Annotated in this window: 14 protein-coding genes and 1 pseudogene; 12 read left to right on the top strand and 3 right to left on the bottom strand. The window is 60.9% G+C overall.

Annotated elements, in window-relative coordinates; translation table 11 throughout:
* Positions 1-171: 171 nt before the first annotated feature.
* Positions 172-1386: a class I SAM-dependent methyltransferase gene (locus tag J3L12_RS09735; protein WP_208014858.1), complete on the top strand. Its 1215-nt coding sequence runs from the start codon at positions 172-174 to the stop codon at positions 1384-1386.
* A 147-nt stretch (positions 1387-1533) separates the two neighbouring features.
* Here J3L12_RS09735 and J3L12_RS09730 read toward each other — a convergent pair.
* Positions 1534-2346: pseudogene (locus tag J3L12_RS09730) on the bottom strand (IS982 family transposase).
* 291 nt (positions 2347-2637) lie between these two features.
* On the opposite strand from J3L12_RS09730, the gene J3L12_RS09725 reads away from it, so the two are divergent.
* The 10 genes from J3L12_RS09725 to J3L12_RS09680 all read left to right on the top strand — a co-directional run bounded on the left by J3L12_RS09725 (position 2638) and on the right by J3L12_RS09680 (position 13297).
* Positions 2638-3150: a molybdenum cofactor biosynthesis protein B gene (locus tag J3L12_RS09725; RefSeq protein ID WP_208014857.1), complete on the top strand. Its 513-nt coding sequence runs from the start codon at positions 2638-2640 to the stop codon at positions 3148-3150.
* A 72-nt stretch (positions 3151-3222) separates the two neighbouring features.
* A complete protein-coding gene (gene mutS / locus J3L12_RS09720; protein WP_208014856.1) occupies positions 3223-5766 on the top strand; it encodes a DNA mismatch repair protein MutS in 2544 nt (847 codons plus the stop codon).
* Positions 5767-5771: 5 nt separating this feature from the next.
* Positions 5772-7403, top strand: coding sequence for a DNA mismatch repair endonuclease MutL (gene mutL, locus J3L12_RS09715; RefSeq protein ID WP_208014855.1), 1632 nt, complete (start codon positions 5772-5774; stop codon positions 7401-7403).
* Positions 7404-7579: 176 nt separating this feature from the next.
* Positions 7580-8809 carry a molybdopterin-dependent oxidoreductase gene (locus J3L12_RS09710; RefSeq protein WP_347708877.1) on the top strand — a complete coding sequence of 410 codons (1230 nt, stop codon included), beginning with the start codon at positions 7580-7582 and terminating at the stop codon, positions 8807-8809.
* A gap of 150 nt (positions 8810-8959) precedes the next feature.
* Positions 8960-9664 carry a c-type cytochrome gene (locus J3L12_RS16955; protein WP_208014854.1) on the top strand — a complete coding sequence of 235 codons (705 nt, stop codon included), beginning with the start codon at positions 8960-8962 and terminating at the stop codon, positions 9662-9664.
* Positions 9661-10104 carry an MOSC domain-containing protein gene (locus J3L12_RS09700; RefSeq protein ID WP_208014853.1) on the top strand — a complete coding sequence of 148 codons (444 nt, stop codon included), beginning with the start codon at positions 9661-9663 and terminating at the stop codon, positions 10102-10104. Before J3L12_RS16955 ends, J3L12_RS09700 begins: the two co-directional genes overlap by 4 nt.
* 127 nt (positions 10105-10231) lie before the next feature.
* Positions 10232-11125: a delta(1)-pyrroline-2-carboxylate reductase family protein gene (locus J3L12_RS09695; RefSeq protein ID WP_208014852.1), complete on the top strand. Its 894-nt coding sequence runs from the start codon at positions 10232-10234 to the stop codon at positions 11123-11125.
* Between the two features lie 9 nt (positions 11126-11134).
* The gene (gene cutA / locus J3L12_RS09690; protein ID WP_208014890.1) at positions 11135-11443 is read left to right on the top strand and encodes a divalent-cation tolerance protein CutA; all 309 of its coding nucleotides are present in this window, start codon (positions 11135-11137) and stop codon (positions 11441-11443) included.
* Positions 11444-11597: 154 nt separating this feature from the next.
* Complete coding sequence (locus J3L12_RS09685) at positions 11598-12506, top strand: magnesium transporter CorA family protein (RefSeq protein WP_208014851.1); 909 nt, start codon at positions 11598-11600, stop codon at positions 12504-12506.
* A gap of 182 nt (positions 12507-12688) precedes the next feature.
* Positions 12689-13297, top strand: a complete 609-nt coding sequence (locus J3L12_RS09680) for a helix-turn-helix domain-containing protein (RefSeq protein ID WP_208014850.1) — start codon at positions 12689-12691, stop codon at positions 13295-13297.
* Between the two features lie 247 nt (positions 13298-13544).
* On the opposite strand, the gene J3L12_RS09675 is transcribed toward J3L12_RS09680, so the two are convergent.
* Both J3L12_RS09675 and J3L12_RS09670 read right to left on the bottom strand, forming a co-directional pair.
* Positions 13545-15569 (bottom strand): protein kinase, encoded by a 2025-nt coding sequence (locus J3L12_RS09675; RefSeq protein ID WP_208014849.1) that lies wholly within the window; start codon positions 15567-15569, stop codon positions 13545-13547.
* The gene (locus tag J3L12_RS09670; RefSeq protein ID WP_208014848.1) at positions 15566-16324 is read right to left on the bottom strand and encodes a protein phosphatase 2C domain-containing protein; all 759 of its coding nucleotides are present in this window, start codon (positions 16322-16324) and stop codon (positions 15566-15568) included. Before J3L12_RS09670 ends, J3L12_RS09675 begins: the two co-directional genes overlap by 4 nt.
* A 22-nt stretch (positions 16325-16346) precedes the next feature.
* Between J3L12_RS09670 and J3L12_RS09665 the strand changes: the two genes are divergently transcribed.
* Positions 16347-18146, top strand: coding sequence for a hypothetical protein (locus J3L12_RS09665; protein WP_208014847.1), 1800 nt, complete (start codon positions 16347-16349; stop codon positions 18144-18146).
* The last annotated feature ends 110 nt before the right edge of the window (positions 18147-18256 follow it).

Here is an 18256-nt window from a genome sequence, read left to right as displayed (position 1 = left end):
CTCGTTAAAGAACTCGTTACGCTTACGTTGTTCTTGCAAAGGCTCATTTTAGACCCCTTAACGAACCGGTACAACCCGCTACCCATGCGGGTAAACCCCGATAACGGAAGGATTACGGCCTGGTTTGTACCCTTTACGCAGAGATGCCGCTCTTGCGGCTAGGTGATTTCAATGAAGAAAGTCAAGACTTGTCGCTCGTGCGGGTCGGGAGAGCTGGTGTCCTTTCTAAGTTTGGGAAGGCTGCCCCTCTCCAGCACCCTGGGCGCCGATCAGCTTGCTACCCCCGAAGAACGGCGCAGCCTCGAGGTGGGCTTTTGCAAGCGCTGTAGCCTGGTTCAGCTCATGGGCGACCCTGCCGAGGACTCACCGGCACCAGCCCAGCCGATGCCGGAAGGGTTGCTCGAGCGGCTGATGCACAGCTACCGGCTGGGCCCGCACCAGCTGGTGCTGGCCCTGGAAGGAAGTAGCCCGGAGCTGATGCGCCAGTTGATGCAGGCGGGGGTGCGGGTGGTATATCTCGAGCCCCATCCAGAACGCAGCAAAGCGGCTTCCAGCAAGGGCATTCCCACCCGACACGAGCGCTTTGATCGCCACTATGCCGACCTGCTCCGCGAGGAAGGTCTGCGGGCTGATGTGGTGCTGGTGAATCAACTGCTTTCCTATAGCAGCGACCTCAACGGGTTGCTCGAGAGCCTCGCGGCGGTGCTTAAGGATACGGGCCTGGTGGTGATGGAACTGCCCTATGTGCGGGCGATGCTCGAGGCCCGGCAGTTCGAGCACTTTACCCACCATCAGCAACACTATTTCTCGGTCAGCGCCTTGCACGAACTGGTACGCCGCCACGGCTTGTGGCTCCAGCGGGTCGAACCGCTCTCAGAGGGCTATCTGCGCTACTACCTGGGCAAGACCCGTCAGATCGAATCCTCGGTGGGCTGGTATATGGAGGAAGAACAAGCCCTGGGCCTGACCGGGGCCGCCTATTACCTCGAGTTTGCCTCCCGCATCGCCGCCGTGCGCGAAGCCCTAGTGGCTCTCCTGACCGAACTGCGTGCCCGTGGACGAAGGGTGGCCGCCTACGGGGCTAATTCCCAGGGCACGGCCCTGCTCAACTATGTTGGGCTGGGTCGAGAGGTGATTGATTTTGTAGTAGACAGCGATACCAGCAAACAGGGTCGCTACATGGCTGGGGTGCATATCCCCATCTATGGGATCCACAAGCTGCTCGAAGAACAACCCGACTACCTGCTCCTGCTGAGCGGTGAACCCGGCGAGATGGCTCGCCAATATCAGGAGTATCTAAAACGGGGGGGCAAGTTTATCGTAGCCCTACCCCACCCCGACATTCTAAACCCACCGATTGAACAAAAGATTCAAATTGGTATTTGAAAACAGCAAGCAGCGATTCACAAGCCAGAGCTCTGCTTTTCGAGCATGACCCGCAATCGAAGTCGCCCTTCTCTTCCACCCATAACTGCCTTACTGAGAACGGCCCGTTGAGGGGCACGTGGGACATTATCGAACGCCAGTTCGGAGTTAGGCGATAAGCTGAAAAGGCTGCTCTTGACGTAGGGAAGGCTTCTTGGGCTGGTGGCAGTAGGCGATGAGAGCACACAAGCCATTGACCATGAAGTTGGCGACTGAACAGGGTGGTGTGCATGTTTTTCTTCAAACCCGTGAAGAGTTCGAGGCCAAACTCGGTCAGGAGTTGCCGCACCAAAGGTTGGGAAATGTAGCCCCTATCAGCAAAAATCTTGCCAAAGAGGTTTTTCATGCCTTGAATCATGTGCAGTAGTCCTTTACGGTCATCGGTATTGGCGGGGGTGAAGTAGACCGATAACAGTTCCCCTCGGTCATTGCAGAGGAAGTGGAGTTTGAAACCATAGAACCAACCCATGGAGTTCTTGCCCCGCCGGGCAACCCCTTCAAAGACCTTGTGCGAATGGATGCGCAGGTTGTGACAGACCTTCAGGCTGGTCGAATCTACAAACGAGATGCCGGTGCATGGCCCAAAACAACGCTTCAGATAAGCACATAGAGCCAACAGACACTGCGGCAATAACTCAATGAAGCGCTGATAGCTCACCAGACTGGGAAACTCCGCCCGCAACTGCACCAGTACATAACTTCTGATAGTAGGCTTTGAAATCTCGGTAGCTGGACTGATGAAAGTGAATCAACAGGGTCATCACCTCACTCGCACACAACCTGGGTTTGGGGCCAGGCTTACCCCGTCTTGAACCCTCAGCCAGTCCTGAGCCACTTGCCCACTGCTTTTTCGACAGTTCAGCCTTAAACTCCTGGCAAATCATCCACATCACAGAACAACTCGGGTAGAGATATGCTCATATTGACCTCCTCGTTGGCTTGGGCAGTTGCCAGATTGCACCCTTAGCCTACTTGGAGGTCTCTCTTTTCTCTACCTGCACGACTTTTCCTTCTCTTCTCTATCTCCGAAACTGGCGTCAATAAGACAGCCTCCGGGGTTTTTATTTTCGCCAACGGTCTTTTTGAATCCGACTATTTCTTGGATGCTTCTGGCACAAGCGTTCTCTCTGCCTATTGTGCTTCCTCGAAGCCTCGGAAGAATCCCATCTGTCCCACGCTCATCGGCCCCTGCCACAGCGTAGAATTTTGGATATGTCCGAGAGTACCGAAAAGCACAAGGAGATTGCCAGGGCCAGGGGCCCGGTGAACATCGCCATCGTTACGGCCTCAGACACCCGTACCCCCGAGACCGACACCAACTACCACTACCTGAAGCCCGAAATCGAGGCGATGGGCCACCGCATCGTGGGCTACCGCATCATCAAGGACGAGCCCGAGCAGGTAGCGCAGGCGCTGGACGACATGGTGAATGCCGGGGCGCAAATTATCCTGTTCAACGGCGGCACCGGCATCGCCCCCCGCGACACCACCTACGACGTGCTGGCCCGCAAGATCGAGAAGCCCATGCCCGGTTTTGGCGAGCTGTTTCGGATGCTCTCCTACCACGAGGTGGGCGCCGCCGCCATGCTCTCCCGCGCCACCGCCGGAACCTACCGCAAGAAGGTCGTGATTTCCACCCCAGGTTCGCCCAACGCGGTGATGGTGGCCTGGACCAAGCTCATAAAGCCCGAGCTGGAGCATCTGGCCTGGGAAGTGGCCCGTTAGTTTCAAAATTGCATCTCAACACAAAACGCTGAACCCCTTTGCCCACAATTGTCAGAGGGTATCATGTTATGCATGACCCTCAAGGGCCAGGGGCCGGGCCCCTTACCGCCTTTGCTCGAGCAGTACGTCGAACTGCGGGATGCCTATCCCGATTATTTGCTGCTCTTTCAGGTGGGCGACTTTTACGAGACCTTTGGCGAGGATGCCGAGCGGCTTTCGCGGGCTTTGAACCTTACCCTGACCCACAAGACCGCCCGGGATTTCACCACCCCCATGGCCGGCATCCCGGTTCGCTCGGTGGATGTGCATCTGGAAAAGCTCCTGAAACAGGGCTTTCGGGTGGCCGTAGCCGACCAGACAGAGCTGGCCGAGGAAGCTGACAAGCTGGTGCGGCGCGAGGTGACCCAACTGCTCACGCCCGGCACGGTGATGCGCGAGAACCTGCTGAGGCCAGAGGCCAACTACCTGGCCGCCATCAGCACCAGCGATGGCTACGGGCTGACCTTGCTGGACATCTCTACCGGCGAGTTTCGCGGCAGCGTGTTGTATAGCAAGAGCGCCCTTTACGACGAGCTCTTTCGCTTCCGGCCCGCCGAGGTGCTGCTGGCCCCAGAGCTGTACCACCAAACGGATTTTTTGCAGGAGTTCCAGCAGCGTTTTCCAGTGATGCTCTCGGAGGCCGGTTTCGAGGGGGAAGTGGGGCGGGCCGCGCTGCAAGCCCAGTTTGACCCCCTGCCGCCTGGTTTGGAACACCCGGCGCTCTTGCGTTCGGCAGGAGCGGTGCTGGCCTACGCCCTGCGGGTACAGGAGAACGGGCTGCCCCAGGTACGAAGCTTTTTGCGCTACGACCCCAGCGCCTTCATGCAACTGAGCGAGTCCACCCTGCGAACCCTGGAAATTTACGAGCCGAGTTTTGTGGGGGATCGAAGCGAGGAGCGCACCCTGCTGGGGGTGCTGGGCCTAACCCGCACCGCACCCGGACGGCGCTTGCTGCGGGCCTGGTTGCGGCATCCGCTGGTGGAGGAGGCCCCCTTGCAGGCCCGGCTGGATGCTGTGGAGGCGCTGGTGCGCGACGGGGTGCTGCGAGCCGAAGTACGCAAGATTCTGTACCGGATGCATGACCTCGAGCGCCTCGCAGCCCGCTTGCTGGCCGGAAGGGCCAGCGCCCGCGACCTTTCGGCCTTGCAGCGCAGTTTGTCGCTCCTACCCGATCTAACCGGGCTTCTGGGGGGTTTGGGGCCCCTTTCGAGCCTGTCTGAGCGGTTACCCAGCCTGAGCCACGTGGCCGAGCAGATTGCGGCCTCCCTGGTCGAAGACCCCCCTTTGAAAATCACCGAGGGGGGCCTGATTCGGGAAGGCTTCGACCCTGAGCTGGACGAATTGCGCCACCGGGCCGAGGAAGGGCGGGCCTGGATTGCCCGGCTGGAAACCGAGCAGCGCGAGAGAACCCGCATTCCCAACCTCAAGGTGGGCTACAACGCTGTGTTTGGGTATTACCTCGAGGTCACCCGCCCGCACTACACCCTGGTTCCCGAGAACTGGCGGGCCCTCCAGACCCTCAAGGATCGGATGCGCTTCAGCACCCCTGAACTCAAAGAACAGGAGCGCAAAATCCTGCAAGCCGAGACCGAGGCCATCAAGCGCGAATACGCAGTGTTTTTGGAGTTGCGCGAGCAGGTTGCCAAAGCCTCCGACGAGGTGCGCCAGGCCGCCCAGGTGCTGGCCGAGCTGGACGTATACGCCACGCTGGCCGAGGCCGCGGTGGAGTACGGCTACAGCCGCCCCCGCTTCTCGCGCGATGGCACCCTGAGCATCCGGGCGGGTCGGCACCCGGTGGTGGAGCGCAGCAGCCTGTTCATCCCCAACGACCTTTCCATGAGCCCTTCGGCCCGGCTTCTGATTCTGACCGGGCCCAACATGGCCGGAAAGTCTACCTATCTGCGCCAGACGGCCCTGATTGCCCTGCTGGCCCAGATTGGCTCTTTTGTGCCTGCCGAGTCGGCCACGCTGCCCCTCTTTGACCGCATCTACACCCGCATCGGGGCTTCGGACGACATCGCGGGTGGGCGCAGCACCTTCATGGTGGAGATGGAAGAGCTGGCCACCATTCTGCACAACGCAACCGACAGAAGCCTGGTGCTGCTGGACGAGATTGGGCGGGGCACCAGCACCTACGACGGCCTGGCCCTGGCCTGGGCTGCCTGCGAACACCTGCACGACCGGGTACGGGCCTACACGCTGTTTGCCACCCACTACTTCGAACTTACCGCCCTGCCCGAGCGCTTGAGCGCTGCCCGCAACGCCCATGTAGCCGCCAGGGAGGAGGCGGGCGGGCTGGTGTTTTATCATCAGGTCTTGCCGGGGCCGGCCAGCAAAAGCTACGGGCTGGAAGTAGCCCGGCTGGCGGGCCTGCCCGCAGAGGTCTTGGCACGGGCCAAAACCGTGATGAGCGGGCTGGAAGCCAGCCAGAAGGGGCTGTCCAGGGAAGTGCTGGAGGAACTTCTGGAGCTCGACCTGGTTCGCACCAGCCCCCTGGACGCCCTGCTCTTTTTGCGAAAATTGCAGGAGAGGCTCAAGGGCCTCTCTCCGGAGGTTCTCGAGGCCCCTGGGGCCTGACCGCCATGATTCGCAAACTGCCCCCCGACCTGATCCGCGAGATTGCGGCGGGGGAGGTGGTGTCGGATCCTGCTGATGTGGTGCGGGAGCTGCTCGAGAACGCCCTCGACGCAGGCGCAACCCGGGTTTACCTCGAGCTGTGGGGCGGCGGGCTCGACAAAATTGTGGTGAGCGACAACGGAATCGGCATCCCCAAAGACCAGCTGGCCCTGGCCCTGGAACACCACACCACCAGCAAGCTCACCGACCTGCAACAGATCACCACCCTGGGCTTTAGAGGCGAAGGTCTGTGGGCTATCCGCCAGGCCGCCAGGGTGCGGCTCACCTCGAGGCCCCCCCAGCAGCTAGGCGGTGCAACCCTGGTAGCCTTTCAAGACGAAGTTGAGCTCCAGGAACACCCGGCCCCGGCCGGAACCCGGGTCGAGGTCACCACCCTTTTCAGCCATCTGCCCGCCCGCCGAAACGCCCTGGAGGCCCCGGCTGCCGAAGGGCGCAAGGTGGTACACCTGGTTTCGCGCTACCTGCTGCACCGCCCGGAAATGGCCCTGCAACTGGTGGTGGACGGCGAAGTGAAAATCGCCCATGCGGGGGGTGGCTTTGGCGAAGTTGCCAAACTGCTGTGGGGCTCGGTGGTGGCCAACCGGTTGTTGCCCCTGGAGGCCACCGAGGGGGCTTTTCGTTTATCGGGCCTGCTCTCGCGTCCCGAGCTGTCGCGCCCCCGTCGCGACCGGCTGCTGTTGGCCCTGAATGGCCGCCCGGTGGAGTGGCCCGAGCCCCTTTTACAGGCCGTACTGGCCGCCTACAAAGAACTCCTGCCCCACGGCCAGTTTCCGGTGGGCGTGCTGAACCTGGACATCCCTGTCGAGCACCTGCTGGTCAATACCTCCCCCGATAAATCCCGCGTGAAGCTGGTTCGGCTCGAACCCGTGCTGGGGTTTGTCTCCCAGGCGGTGCAAAACCTGCTCTCGGCCCACTCGCTGGCCCGGGCTTTGCCCGAACCCACCCCCATGACCGGCCCTTCTCCGGTGCAGCGAACCCGCTTTCCCAGGCTTCACTACCTGGGCCGCTTCCGCGAGCTGTACTTGCTGGCCGAGGCGGGCGACGAGCTTTACGTGGTGGATCAGCACGCCGCCCACGAACGCATCCTCTACGAAGAGTTGTCCCGCCGCTACCGGGAAGAGCCCCCCCAGGAGCTCCCCCACCCCGAGCTGGTCTCGCTTGCCCTGGGCGAGGAACTCAACTTTGCCGAGCGCGCCCATGAGCTCGAGCAAGCCGGGCTGTTGCTCGAGCCTTTCGGCCCCGGCAAATACCGCATCCGTACCATTCCGGCTTTTCTGGCCGGGCACCCCTCGCTCATCCCCGAAGTGGTAAAAGGCAGCCTGGGCGCGCCCAGCTTTGCCGAAGCCTGGCGCAGCGTACTGGCCCGGCTAGCCTGTTTGCCCGCCATCAAGGCCGGACATCCGCTGGCGGGCGCTTCCGCCCAGGCTTTGCTGGATACCCTGGCCGCGTGTGAGCTGCCTTGGGTTTGCCCGCACGGGCGACCAACCGCGTTGGTAATGGGTGAACTGGAGCTGGCCCGGCGTTTTGGGCGGCGCGGCCTCCGAGCGGTGGAGCGCTCGAGGGTTGAAAAAATATAGCCCTATAGCTGTTTGGATACCTATGCTGGGTACCTCAGTAGTTACAATGTAACGTTGGCGCACCTCACAAATACAACCCTATGGGGCTGACAGAATACTGAAAACAACGTCTTTATCAAAGGGAGGCTTGCATGAATGAGCAAGATAGTGAAGTAATGTCTGCTGAAGATAACACCGTGTCCCCCGAGGAAATGACCCGCCGGGCGTTCCTGAAAAAATCCGCCGTTGCGGGTGCAGCCGTGGGGATGATGGGCATGGCTTCAGCCCAGCAAGCCACCGCCGATCAGGTGGTGCGGGGCAAGAACCCCAAGCTGGTGGTGCTCTCCTCGCGCCCGGTGGTGATGGAGTCTACGCTGGAGCTGCTCGGCTCCGAGCGGATTACCAGCAAGGCCAATCTTTTCATCCGCAACAACATAGACCTTCCGGGCCTCAACACCACCGAGCCCAACGTACAGCCGGGCTGGGTGGTGGAGGTGGGTGGCCTCATAGACGCCCCATTCCGCATTACCGTGGAAGAGCTTTCCCGGCTACCCCAGACTGAGGTTACAAGCGTGCTGCAGTGCTCCGGCAACGGCCGCTCGTTCTTCAACCCCCGGCCCTCGGGGAACCCCTGGACCTATGGCGGCGTGGGCCAGGTCACCTGGCGGGGGGTGCTCCTCAAGACCCTGCTCGAGGCCAAAGGGGTCAAGTTGCGGGATAACGCCCGCTTCATCACCATGAACGCCTCTACCCAGGGCGGCGCCCAGCCCTACGAGAAGAGCTTCCCCATTAGCGTGCTGGAGTACAACAGCGCCATGCTGGCTCTGGGCATGAACGGCGAACCCCTACCGGCTGTACACGGCGGCCCGGTACGGCTGGTGGCCGCCGGTACCTTTGGCACGCCCAACGTGAAGTGGATTGTCAAGCTCGACTTTACCGCCAGCGAAAGCCCCGGCAACGAGCAGGTGCCCCGCTACCGGGTGCCGGTGCTTCCGGGTTGGAACACCCCCATCCTGCCCACCCAGCCGGGCAGCCGCTACAACTACACCCTGGACAACTCCCGCTCCAACTGGGGCGCTAACATCAACTCCTTCATCCTCTCTCCGCTGGCCGGGGCCAGTGTCCGGGGCCGCCGGGTAGAGATTCGCGGTGTAGCCTGGAACGATGGCCTGGCTCCCATCGAGTCTGTGGAGGTCTCGGTGAACGGTGGAACCACCTGGCGCAAGGCTCTCATCGAGGGAAACGATGGCAAATTCGGCTGGTACCGCTGGGTCTCGCCGCAGTTGCTGGCCCCTGGCGACTACGAAGTGATGGCCCGCGCCACCGACGCCCTGGGCCGCACCCAGCCTATGGACGGCAACGTGTGGTGGAACGAGCGCGGCTATGAATGGAACGGGGTAATGCGGGTCAAGTTCAAGGTCACTTGAACATTTTGGCACGCACCAACCGGCAGCCCAATACCCCCGGTTGCCGGTTGCTTTTTTAGAATCTCTTTAGTTTTGTGCAAAACTAGTCAACGCGCACAAAAACGTCCATCAGAGCATGTTATGCTCTTGGTTCAGGGAGGACAAGCACACATGAAAACCAGATACCTGGTATGGGTAACTTTATTAGCAGCTGTTGGTTTATGGATGGGCCTTGGCCAGAACGCGCTTCCCGAGGGGCCTGGCCGCGAACTCGTTTTGCAGAAGTGCCAGACCTGCCACGAAATCGGCTTTGTCACTCGAGAGCGCCAAACCCGCGAGCGCTGGGATAGCCTGATTACCGAGATGCAGAATTACGGCCTCAGGCTAACCCCGGAGGAACGCACCGCCATTTTGAACTACCTGGCCACCCGTCTGGCGCCAGGGGCAACTGCACCGGCGCCCACCCAAACCCAGGCTGCTACCACAGTTAATGGAGCACAGGTCTACAACAACTGCATTGGCTGCCATCAGGCCAATGGCGCAGGTCTTCCAGGAGTTTTCCCACCCCTGGCCGGGCACGTGCCCGAGATTCTGGCGGCCCGGGGTGGACGCGAGTGGCTGATTCAGGTCATGCTCTACGGCCTGCAAGGCCAGATCAGCGTCAAGGGCGCTAGCTACAACGGGGTCATGCCAGGATACGCCCAGCTCAGCAATGCCGAACTTGCCGCTGTGTTGAACTACATTGCCACCCAGTGGGGCAATGCGCTGCCTTCTGGCCAGACGCCTTTTACCGAGGCTGAGGTGCAGGCCCAGCGAGGCAAGAACCTGAGCGTCCAGCAGGTGCTGGCAGCGCGTCAACAGCTTGGCCTGCGATGAACACGGTTTTATCCCTTCACGCCGGGCAGGGCGACACCCTGCCCAAACCCCCCATCCCTCAAGCAGTGCTGGTGGCCGGCAAAGGCGTGGAGGGGGATCGGCATTTCGGCAAGCACCCCGACCGTGCGGTGCTAATTGCAGGGCGTGCAACCTATGACCTGGCTGCTCGAGCGGGCATCCTGCTACCCTCTGGAGCGCTGGGCGAGAACATTCTGGTGGACTTTGACCCCCACCAGCTGGAGCCTGGGGCCCACCTTCAGATCGGAACGGTGTTGCTGGAACTGACCACCGTCTGCACTGTGTGCAGCTCCCTCTCGGTCTTCGACCTGCGCTTACCCAAGGTGCTTCTAGGTCGGCGCGGCCTGTACGCCAGGGTGCTCGAGGGTGGAGTGGTTCAGGTTGGCGATGTGGTGCAGGTTCTCTCAACGCAAACTGCATAGGGTGGTTCAGGAGACCACCTCCGGCTGGTAGCGCCGTCGTCGGAGGGGTGGGCTGTCGCCTTTCTCTTTCGTCGGAATCAAACCGCAAACCACGCCGTAAGCCCAGTTTACGGAGTAGGCTAGACACATGCGAATCCTTTCTGCGGAGGAAACCGCTGCGCTTCTTCCCTACCCCGCGCTGGCGGAATCTATTGCGCGGGTGCTGGCTGACCATGCCAGGGGTCAGATAACCGCTCCCGAACGCCTGGTGGTGCCGCTGGCGGGCGGCGCAACCCTGTTGCTGATGCCCGCTGCCGACCCTTCCATTACCGTAACCAAACTGGTAACGGTGCACCCCCAGCAACACCCTAGCGTGCGGGCCGAGGTCTGGGTGATGCGCACCGACACCGGCGAACGCCTGGCCTTGCTGGAGGGTTCCGTGGTGACGGCCCGCCGCACGGCTGCGGTGTCGTTGCTGGCGGCCCAAACCCTGGCCCCCAACCCCACTGGCCCGCTCCTCATCATTGGAGCGGGCACCCAGGGCAGAAGCCACCTGGAAGCATTCCAGGAGGGCCTGGGAACCGACAAGGTGTACGTTTATTCGCGCAGCTTTGAACATTCTGAAGCGCTGGCCTCTTATGCCCGCCAGCGCCGCATGCTGGCCCAGGCCATCGCCTCGCTCGAGCCCGCCCTGCACGAAGCCAGCCTGATCGTCTGCGCCACTACCAGCCGGACTCCCATCTTATTCCAAGCTCCTCCCGATGCCTTTATTGCCGCGGTGGGGGCCTACCAGCCCAACATGGCCGAGGTCGCGCCGGAAGTGGTACACCAGGCTCAGCTTTTTGTGGACACGCTCGAGGGTGCGCGTTCGGAAGCGGGCGATCTGCTACAGGCCCAGATAGACTGGAGCCAGGTGCAGTCGCTGGAATCAGCTCTACAACAAACCAGACCAAAGGCCGGCATCGTGCTGTTCAAGAGTGTGGGACATGCGCTGTGGGATCTGGCAGCCGCCCGCCTGGTCACACAAAGGCTGAGCAAATAACCTATGGATATGTATCTGATCGTGCTCTGTACCGTGCCTGACGCCTCTACGGGCCAGACAATAGCCCGAACCCTTGTGCACGAAGGCCTGGCTGCATGCGTCAACCTGCTGCCGGGCATCACCTCGGTCTATCGCTGGCAGGGCGAGGTGCAGGAGAACCCCGAGCTGCTGCTTATCATCAAGACCACCCAGGCTCGCTACCCGGCGCTCGAGGCCCGCATCAAAGAACTGCACCCCTACGAGGTTCCGGAAATCATCGCTCACAGGATCGAGGCGGGTTTGAAGAGCTACCTCGAGTGGATTACGCAAAGCACCTAAGTACCTCCCTACTGGGATGGTCGAGAATCATTCGGGTATTGCGCCCGGAGCATGATTTTCTGGTGCAGCCTGAATTCATATCTAAATACGGGCGCAACTTAACCGGGCTGCCTTGTTTTTGGAGCCATTGGCCACAAGCGATAAGCTATAGGCCATGATTCGGGCCAAGCAACTCGCCGACGGTATGACCTGTGGCCCCATGCAGGCCGAGGTCTGGGTGGATGTCGAGACCCCCACCCCCGAGGAAATCGCCCTGATTCAGCAACTGTATCCGCTCAACCCCCTGGCCCTGGCCGATGCCCAGGAGATTGGCCACTGGAGCCGCTTCGAGGAGTATCCCAAGCACCTCTTTCTGATTTTTCGCACCCTCGAGGCCCCGGGCAACGCCCACAGCCGCACCGAGCGGGTCTCGTACTTCTACTTCCCCGAGACCCAGGTACTGCTCACCTACCGCAACGAGCCCGTAGACTACCTCGAGCAAATCTGGAACAGCTTTCGCGGGGGATCGTGCTTGCGGCTGTGGCAGCGCCTGCTCGACCAGGGCGTACAGACCTTTTTCGAGTACACTGATGCCCTCACCGACCGGGTGGAAGACCTCGAAGAGCTGGCCATGAACGGCGACAACACCCCCGAGACCCCCCGCCTGGTTTTTGCGGGCCGTCGGGAAGTGCTGCGGGTACGGCGCCTGGTTTCGCAGGCCCGCGAGGCTTTGCTGCACCTCGAGCGCCTCCCCTTGCTTGGCGCCGAAGCCTACCTTTTCCGCGACCTTACCGACCGCATGGGCCGGGTCTACGAGGGCCTGGACGCCGCCAGGGACGAGCTGTCCAACGTGCTTGAAGTACACCTTTCGGCCCAGAACAACCGGCTCAACCGGGTGGTACAGGCCCTCACGGTGATCTCGGTGCTGTTTTTACCCATGACCCTCTGGGCCGGTATTTACGGCACCAACTTTGAAGCCTTCACCGAGTACCAGTGGGCCAGTGGGCGGATATTTTTCTGGGGAGGGCTGCTCTTGATCGGCGGGGGGCTGGCCCTCTGGATGAAACGCCGGGGCTGGTGGTAACCAACTTCTTCGCCGCCTACCCATGGCCACATCCAGCCCAGCGGTTCTTTTCGTATACACAAATACCAAGCCCACCTTACACATCTTTCCAAATGCGTCCTCACTCACTTCAAATATATCAACACAAATGTTTACAAAATCACCCAAGCCTGTTATAGTCGGATTTGAGGAGAGATGAACAAATGCAAACCAGCATCTTAGACACCCTAACCTTCGATCCTGGCGAGATTATTCTCTATCCCGGAGAGCCCAGCCCTAAGGATCAGCTCTACCGGGTTCGGGAGGGTCTAGTAAGGCTCCAGAGCGTAGACGACGAGGGCAATGCCCTGACCCTACGCTTTGTGCGTCCTGGTGAGTATTTTGGCGAAGAGGTAATTTCCGCCGCCGAGCGCACCTACTTTGCCGAGGCCGTTACTGAAACCAAGGTAGATGCCTTAGCACCTGCTCAGCTATCTCCCCAGGAAGTGGCCGACCTGGTACAAGGCCTGGTTAAAGCGCTGAGCCAAACCTACCAGACCATTCAGCGCATCTCCGGACAGCGTCTCAAAAATCGCATTGCTGCCACTTTGCTGGACCTCGCCCGCACCCCCGTGGCTTTCACCGAGAAGAACGGGCGGGTGGGGGTCAGGGCCACCCACGACGAAATTGCCTCTGCAGTAGGATCAGTACGCGAGACTGTCACCAAGGTGATCGGCGAACTCACCCGCGAGGGTTACATCCGCTCCGGCTATGGCAAGCTGGTGCTGGAAAACCCCGGTGGCCTGGAACGCCTTTCCAAGGAAGCCGCATAAAGCAGCCGGTCTTACCCCAACTCGAACTACGCAAGACTAGTGCTCTGGTAACAAAGTGTTTGAGATGCCTCCATTGAACCCAACTTCTGCCCTTGATTTCTTGTAGTCATTCCGAGGCCACGCAGTGCAATGAGGAATCTGGAACTGCAAACAGACGGTGAATACAGTGGACTGAGGCAGATCAGATTCCTCATCGCTTCGCTCAGTTCGGAATGAAACCAAAATTTACCTACCAGTGCACTAGCCACTAGTCAAAGACTTGAACCGAGAGGTCTATGGGCGCTTCGGCCTTGGCCTTCTGGGTGTTGTGCCAGAAGGCGATGCCGCGCAAGGGGGCATACACCTCGAGGCTCGAGAGGGCTTGCCCGTCCAACTTAACCCGGTGAATCTTGGTGCCGCCCCGCCGGATGGCGTAGATGATATCGTCCTGTACCACCATCTCCACCTGGCTGGTGGGGTCTTCGCCCTCGGCCACCGGCAACGGCAGCGAGAGCAAAACTTCGCCCTCGAGGGAGAGCTTGCGAATTTTCTGGCTGTCCGAGTCGTAAATCAAAAGCTGGTCGTCGGGGGTCAGGCCCAGGCCGCCCAGCAGCCGCAGTTCCTGCGACTCCCGGCTCTTGCGGAAGGCATAGCGCGAGATATACTGACCGCTCAAATCCAGGCGCTGCACCTGGCGGTTGCCGTAGTCGAGGACAAAAATGTAGTTGCGGCTGGCCAGCAGGGCCCTGGGCGACTCAAAGGTGCCCCGGCCCTGCCCTGAACCCCCAAAGCGTGTCACCGGTTTGCCCTCCAGGTCGAAGCGGGTGATGGTGCAGGCCTCACCATCCAGCGCCAGCAGGCCATCGGGCACCGCTGCCAGCGCGATAGGGTACAGCAATTCCCCCATTTTCATGCCATAGGGTGCAATCGAATGGGTGAGCTCACCCTCTGCATCGAAGCGGTGTACCAACCGCACCGCGCCGCCACCATATTCAAACAGGCTGATCCAGAAGCCGCCGTTTTTATCTATTGTGAGCGAAAGTGGGGGCGAAGGGAACATGCCCCGCCCGCTGCCTACCCCGCTCCACATCCGCATCAGGGTACCGTTCAGATCCATCAAGCGCAGGGTGCCCTTCTTGGCCTCCACCGCCAGGGCCAGGTAGAGGGGGGCGGTAAGACCGGGGTCTTCCTGCCATTTTCCGCGCAACACCTCCAGCACCGCTTCCAGGCCCGGGCGTTTGTCCGGGTCTTTCTCCAGCATTCGGTAGACCAGATCGGAGAGCACCTGCGGAATGTCCGGGTTGACCTGCTTGGGGGGCGCGGGCATCTGGGTTATCTGTTGGTGGATAACCGCCTCGTAGGCCCCCTGGAAGGGTGGTTGGCCGCACAGTGCTTCATAAAAGACCACCCCAAAACTGTAAATGTCGGATTTGTGGTCAATGCGCTGGCCCTTGGCCTGTTCGGGGCTCATGTAGACCGGGGTACCGATGCGGGCCCCGGTAATAGTCAGGCGGGTCAGTACCTTGCCAGCGGCAATCCCGAAGTCCATTAAGCGCACCCCGCGGGGGTCTACACTGCCATCGTCGCGCACGGCGTTTTTGAGCACCATGATGTTGCCGGGTTTGATGTCGCGGTGGATGATGCCCTGCGCGTGAATGTGCTGGAGGGCCTCGGCTACCCGGCTCATCACCTCCACAATGCTCCGGATGCTCAGACGCTTGTTTTCGATCAAGCGATCCAGCCCTTCACCATCGAGATATTCCATGGCGATGTAGTGGGTATCGCCCTGATTGCCGTGGTCGTAGACTTTGACGATACCCGGATGGTCGAGGTGGGCCAGCAGTTCGGCCTCGCGGTGGAAGCGCCGCACAAACCGGGGGTCGCCGATGTATTTTTCCTGGGGAATCTTGAGCGCAACCAGGCGGCCATCTTTCTTGCTGCGGCCCTTATAGACCGTGGCCATACCCCCAATGCCGATCTTTTCCTGAATATCGTAGAGGGCCTCGAGGCCGGTGACGCTGTTCCCCAACGATACCTTGGGGTTGGGCTTGGTTTTGGAGGGTCGGGGTGCGGGCTTGGGTCGGGGTTTGAAGGCCACCCGGGTGGATTTGGGAACCCACATTGAAGCCAGGCCCAGCAGCAGGGCCGTAGCCAGAACCAGGGGTTGGGCCCCCAACACCGCCAGACCCCCCAACACCAGCGCTACCAACACCAGCATCAGCCAGGTGTGCCCAAGGCGCAAAATCAAGGCAGTGGAAATGCCCACCAGCAACAAAGCAATCAGGTAGCTCATCTGAACCTCGCTGCAACCACCGTGATGTTGTCGGTTCCACCACGCACCAAAGCCTTGCTAACCCAGCTCTCGAGGGCCGATTGCAGGTCACCGGTAATGTTCCATTCTTCCGGGGGCACCAGGCCATACAGTCCATCGGTAGCCAGCACCAGCACCTCCCCAGGGGCAAAGTTCACTGCGGTAATATCGTGCCGGACATCGGACAGGCCCAGGGCCTGGGTGAGCATGTGCTTCCAGGGATGATCCTCAGCCTGCTCGGCGGTGAGTACCCCCTGGCGCACCTGCTGGGCCACCCAGGAGTGATCCTGGGTCAGGAGCGTCCAGCGACCCGAGGAGTAGCGGTAGGCGCGGGTATCGCCCACGTGCCCGATCACGGCCTGCCGGTTCCATTCGGTCAGCATGACAGCGGTGAGGGTAGTGCCCATACCTTTGCGCGAAGGCACCCGCTCGCCTTCTTGCAGAATCCGCCGCTGGGACAGCTTGAAAGCTTTGTCCATCACCAGGTTGAGCCCCACCCCCGGGCGGCCCGTAGCGGCGTGTTCGGCGTAGGATTTGGCGGCTGAACTGACCCCCTCGATGGCCAGTTTGCTGGCCAGTTCGCCTGCTTCAGCCCCCCCCATGCCATCGGCCACTGCCAGCAAAACCAGGTTGCCGGCTGGGGTTGGATGCACTGCAACCCGGTGAAAGTCCTCGTTGTTTCGACGACGACGACCAATATTGGATTCTGTGGCAATTTCGAGCCGTGCCAGCCGCATGACACCTTATAATACCGTCTGAATGAAGGCGGGCCTGGTTGAATTACTCGAGCTATATGAATACAAGGTAGACGACCTTGTAGCCGGCAACGAACCCAAAGGGGGAATGGCCGGCCTGACCCGCCTGCGCCAGACCTTGATTCAGTCTAACCTGCCGGGCCCGCTGGCCAAAAAGTTCCGGGATATTGATGCGCGTTTCAAAGCCCACCGGCCTGGTTACAAGACCACCGTGGACGAGGGCAGCGCACCCGATCTGGGCATGATTCTGCTGGAAGAGGAGGGAACCGAGACCAGCCCCGAGCGGGAGGCCCTGGAGAAGCTGGCCGAGGCCGTGTACTGGAGCCGGCTCGAGCGCGACCTCCTGCGAACTGCCAAGTCGTTCAATCATGGCAAGCGCGACGAGCTGCGCATGACCTATGCCATCTTGCAAAACCTCGAGGCCTACTCCAAAAGCCCCCAGTTCTCCCAGGACTACAACCTCTCGCGCTTCGTGCTGGCCCACCCCATTCCCAGCGTCTCGGATCCTAGGTTGCACCTCGATGACCCGGACATCGCCAAAAACATGTTGATGGAGCTGTTCCGCGAGGCTTTTGCGCTCGCGAGCAAGCTCAAGCTGCCGCCGGAAGAAACCGTGCCCTACATCCGGCGCTTTGCCCGGCGGGTGCTGGAAAGCGAGGGTTCGCTGCGCACCAGCATCCGGGGGCCCGGCGTCGAGGCCCTGCGCCGGGCGCTGGAGGAGGCCCACCGCCAGAACCTGAGCATCGGCGAAATTCGGGCCCTGGAAGAACGCCTCCAGGCCGCCGCCGCCGAAGAGCGCCGGATGTCTTTGGTCATGGAGGATGACCGGGGGCGTTTTTCGGCAGCCATCGAGCGTCTGACCACCCTGCTCACCCGCTACCTGCCCACCCCCAGGGGAGAGGCTAGCTGGCCGCAAATTCCGCAAAAAATTCTGGGTAGCCCGAGCCCGGAGTACGGACTCCAGTCTGTTCCGCACGATGCCAAAGCGCTCAACCTGCGTCTGATGCCGCAACGTTTCTACTTCTGGAACCACGAAATTAGCATCTCGCAGGCAGGTAAGCTTTTTGGACTGAGCGTGAACGGGCAGGAGCGGATGATCGAGGAGAATGCGGCTTTTAGTCTGACCCTGCCGGATGCCGAGTTGCACATAATTCGCCATCAGGACTACCTGCATCTGCGCATCGAGCCCCGCGAGGCGGCCACCCTTTCCAACCTGCTGGCCGAAGGGCGGGTCTTGACCTTCCTGTTGTGGCCGGAGAACCATTTTGCTTACCTGCGCCTGCTGCGGGCGCTTTCGGCCCGGTTCAAGGGCGAGGTCAACTATGCCCTGTTCAATCCCGAATCGGCCAATAAATATGGCGAAGCCCCCATAGACAACCTCCAGGACTTTGCCCGCAAGGGCCTCGAGGTAGTCAAGGGCCGCATCGAAAGAAACTCGAGCTGGACAGCCTATCTGGCCGAAGTGGCGCGGGCCCTGGGGTTGGAGAGCCACGCCCAGGTCTTGCAGCTCGAGCTCTCCGAATGGCTGGGATTCAGCCCCCCCTCCCGCGATACCCTGGGCGAAAACGTGGGCTCCACCACCGTAGGTGACAGCCCCAGCACGGTCAGGGCGGGCAGTGCCGTGCTCTCACTGCGCTACCAGGAAGACGCCGTGTACGTCTCTTCAACCGGTCTGGTACCCCGCAAATTGTTGGATTTGATGGTCTGGATGCTGCCCGAAGGTGGATTGGTGCTGGCGCGGGAGGGGGCTCGAGTAGCCCACAGTCTGATCACCATCCGGCCTCTGAACCCGGCCATTCATTGAAACTCGTTGAGACAGTCCACGCCAATCTGCGCTCACCAGAGAGCCCAGAAAGCAAGGCCCAATTCTCCTGAAATGCTGGCGGGGTGTTGCTACCCTCTACGCAAGGGGAG

Origin of the sequence: Meiothermus sp. CFH 77666 (genome assembly GCF_017497985.1) — a bacterium.
Taxonomy (GTDB): Bacteria; Deinococcota; Deinococci; order Deinococcales; family Thermaceae; genus Meiothermus.
This window is presented reverse-complemented; position numbering and strand designations above follow the sequence as displayed.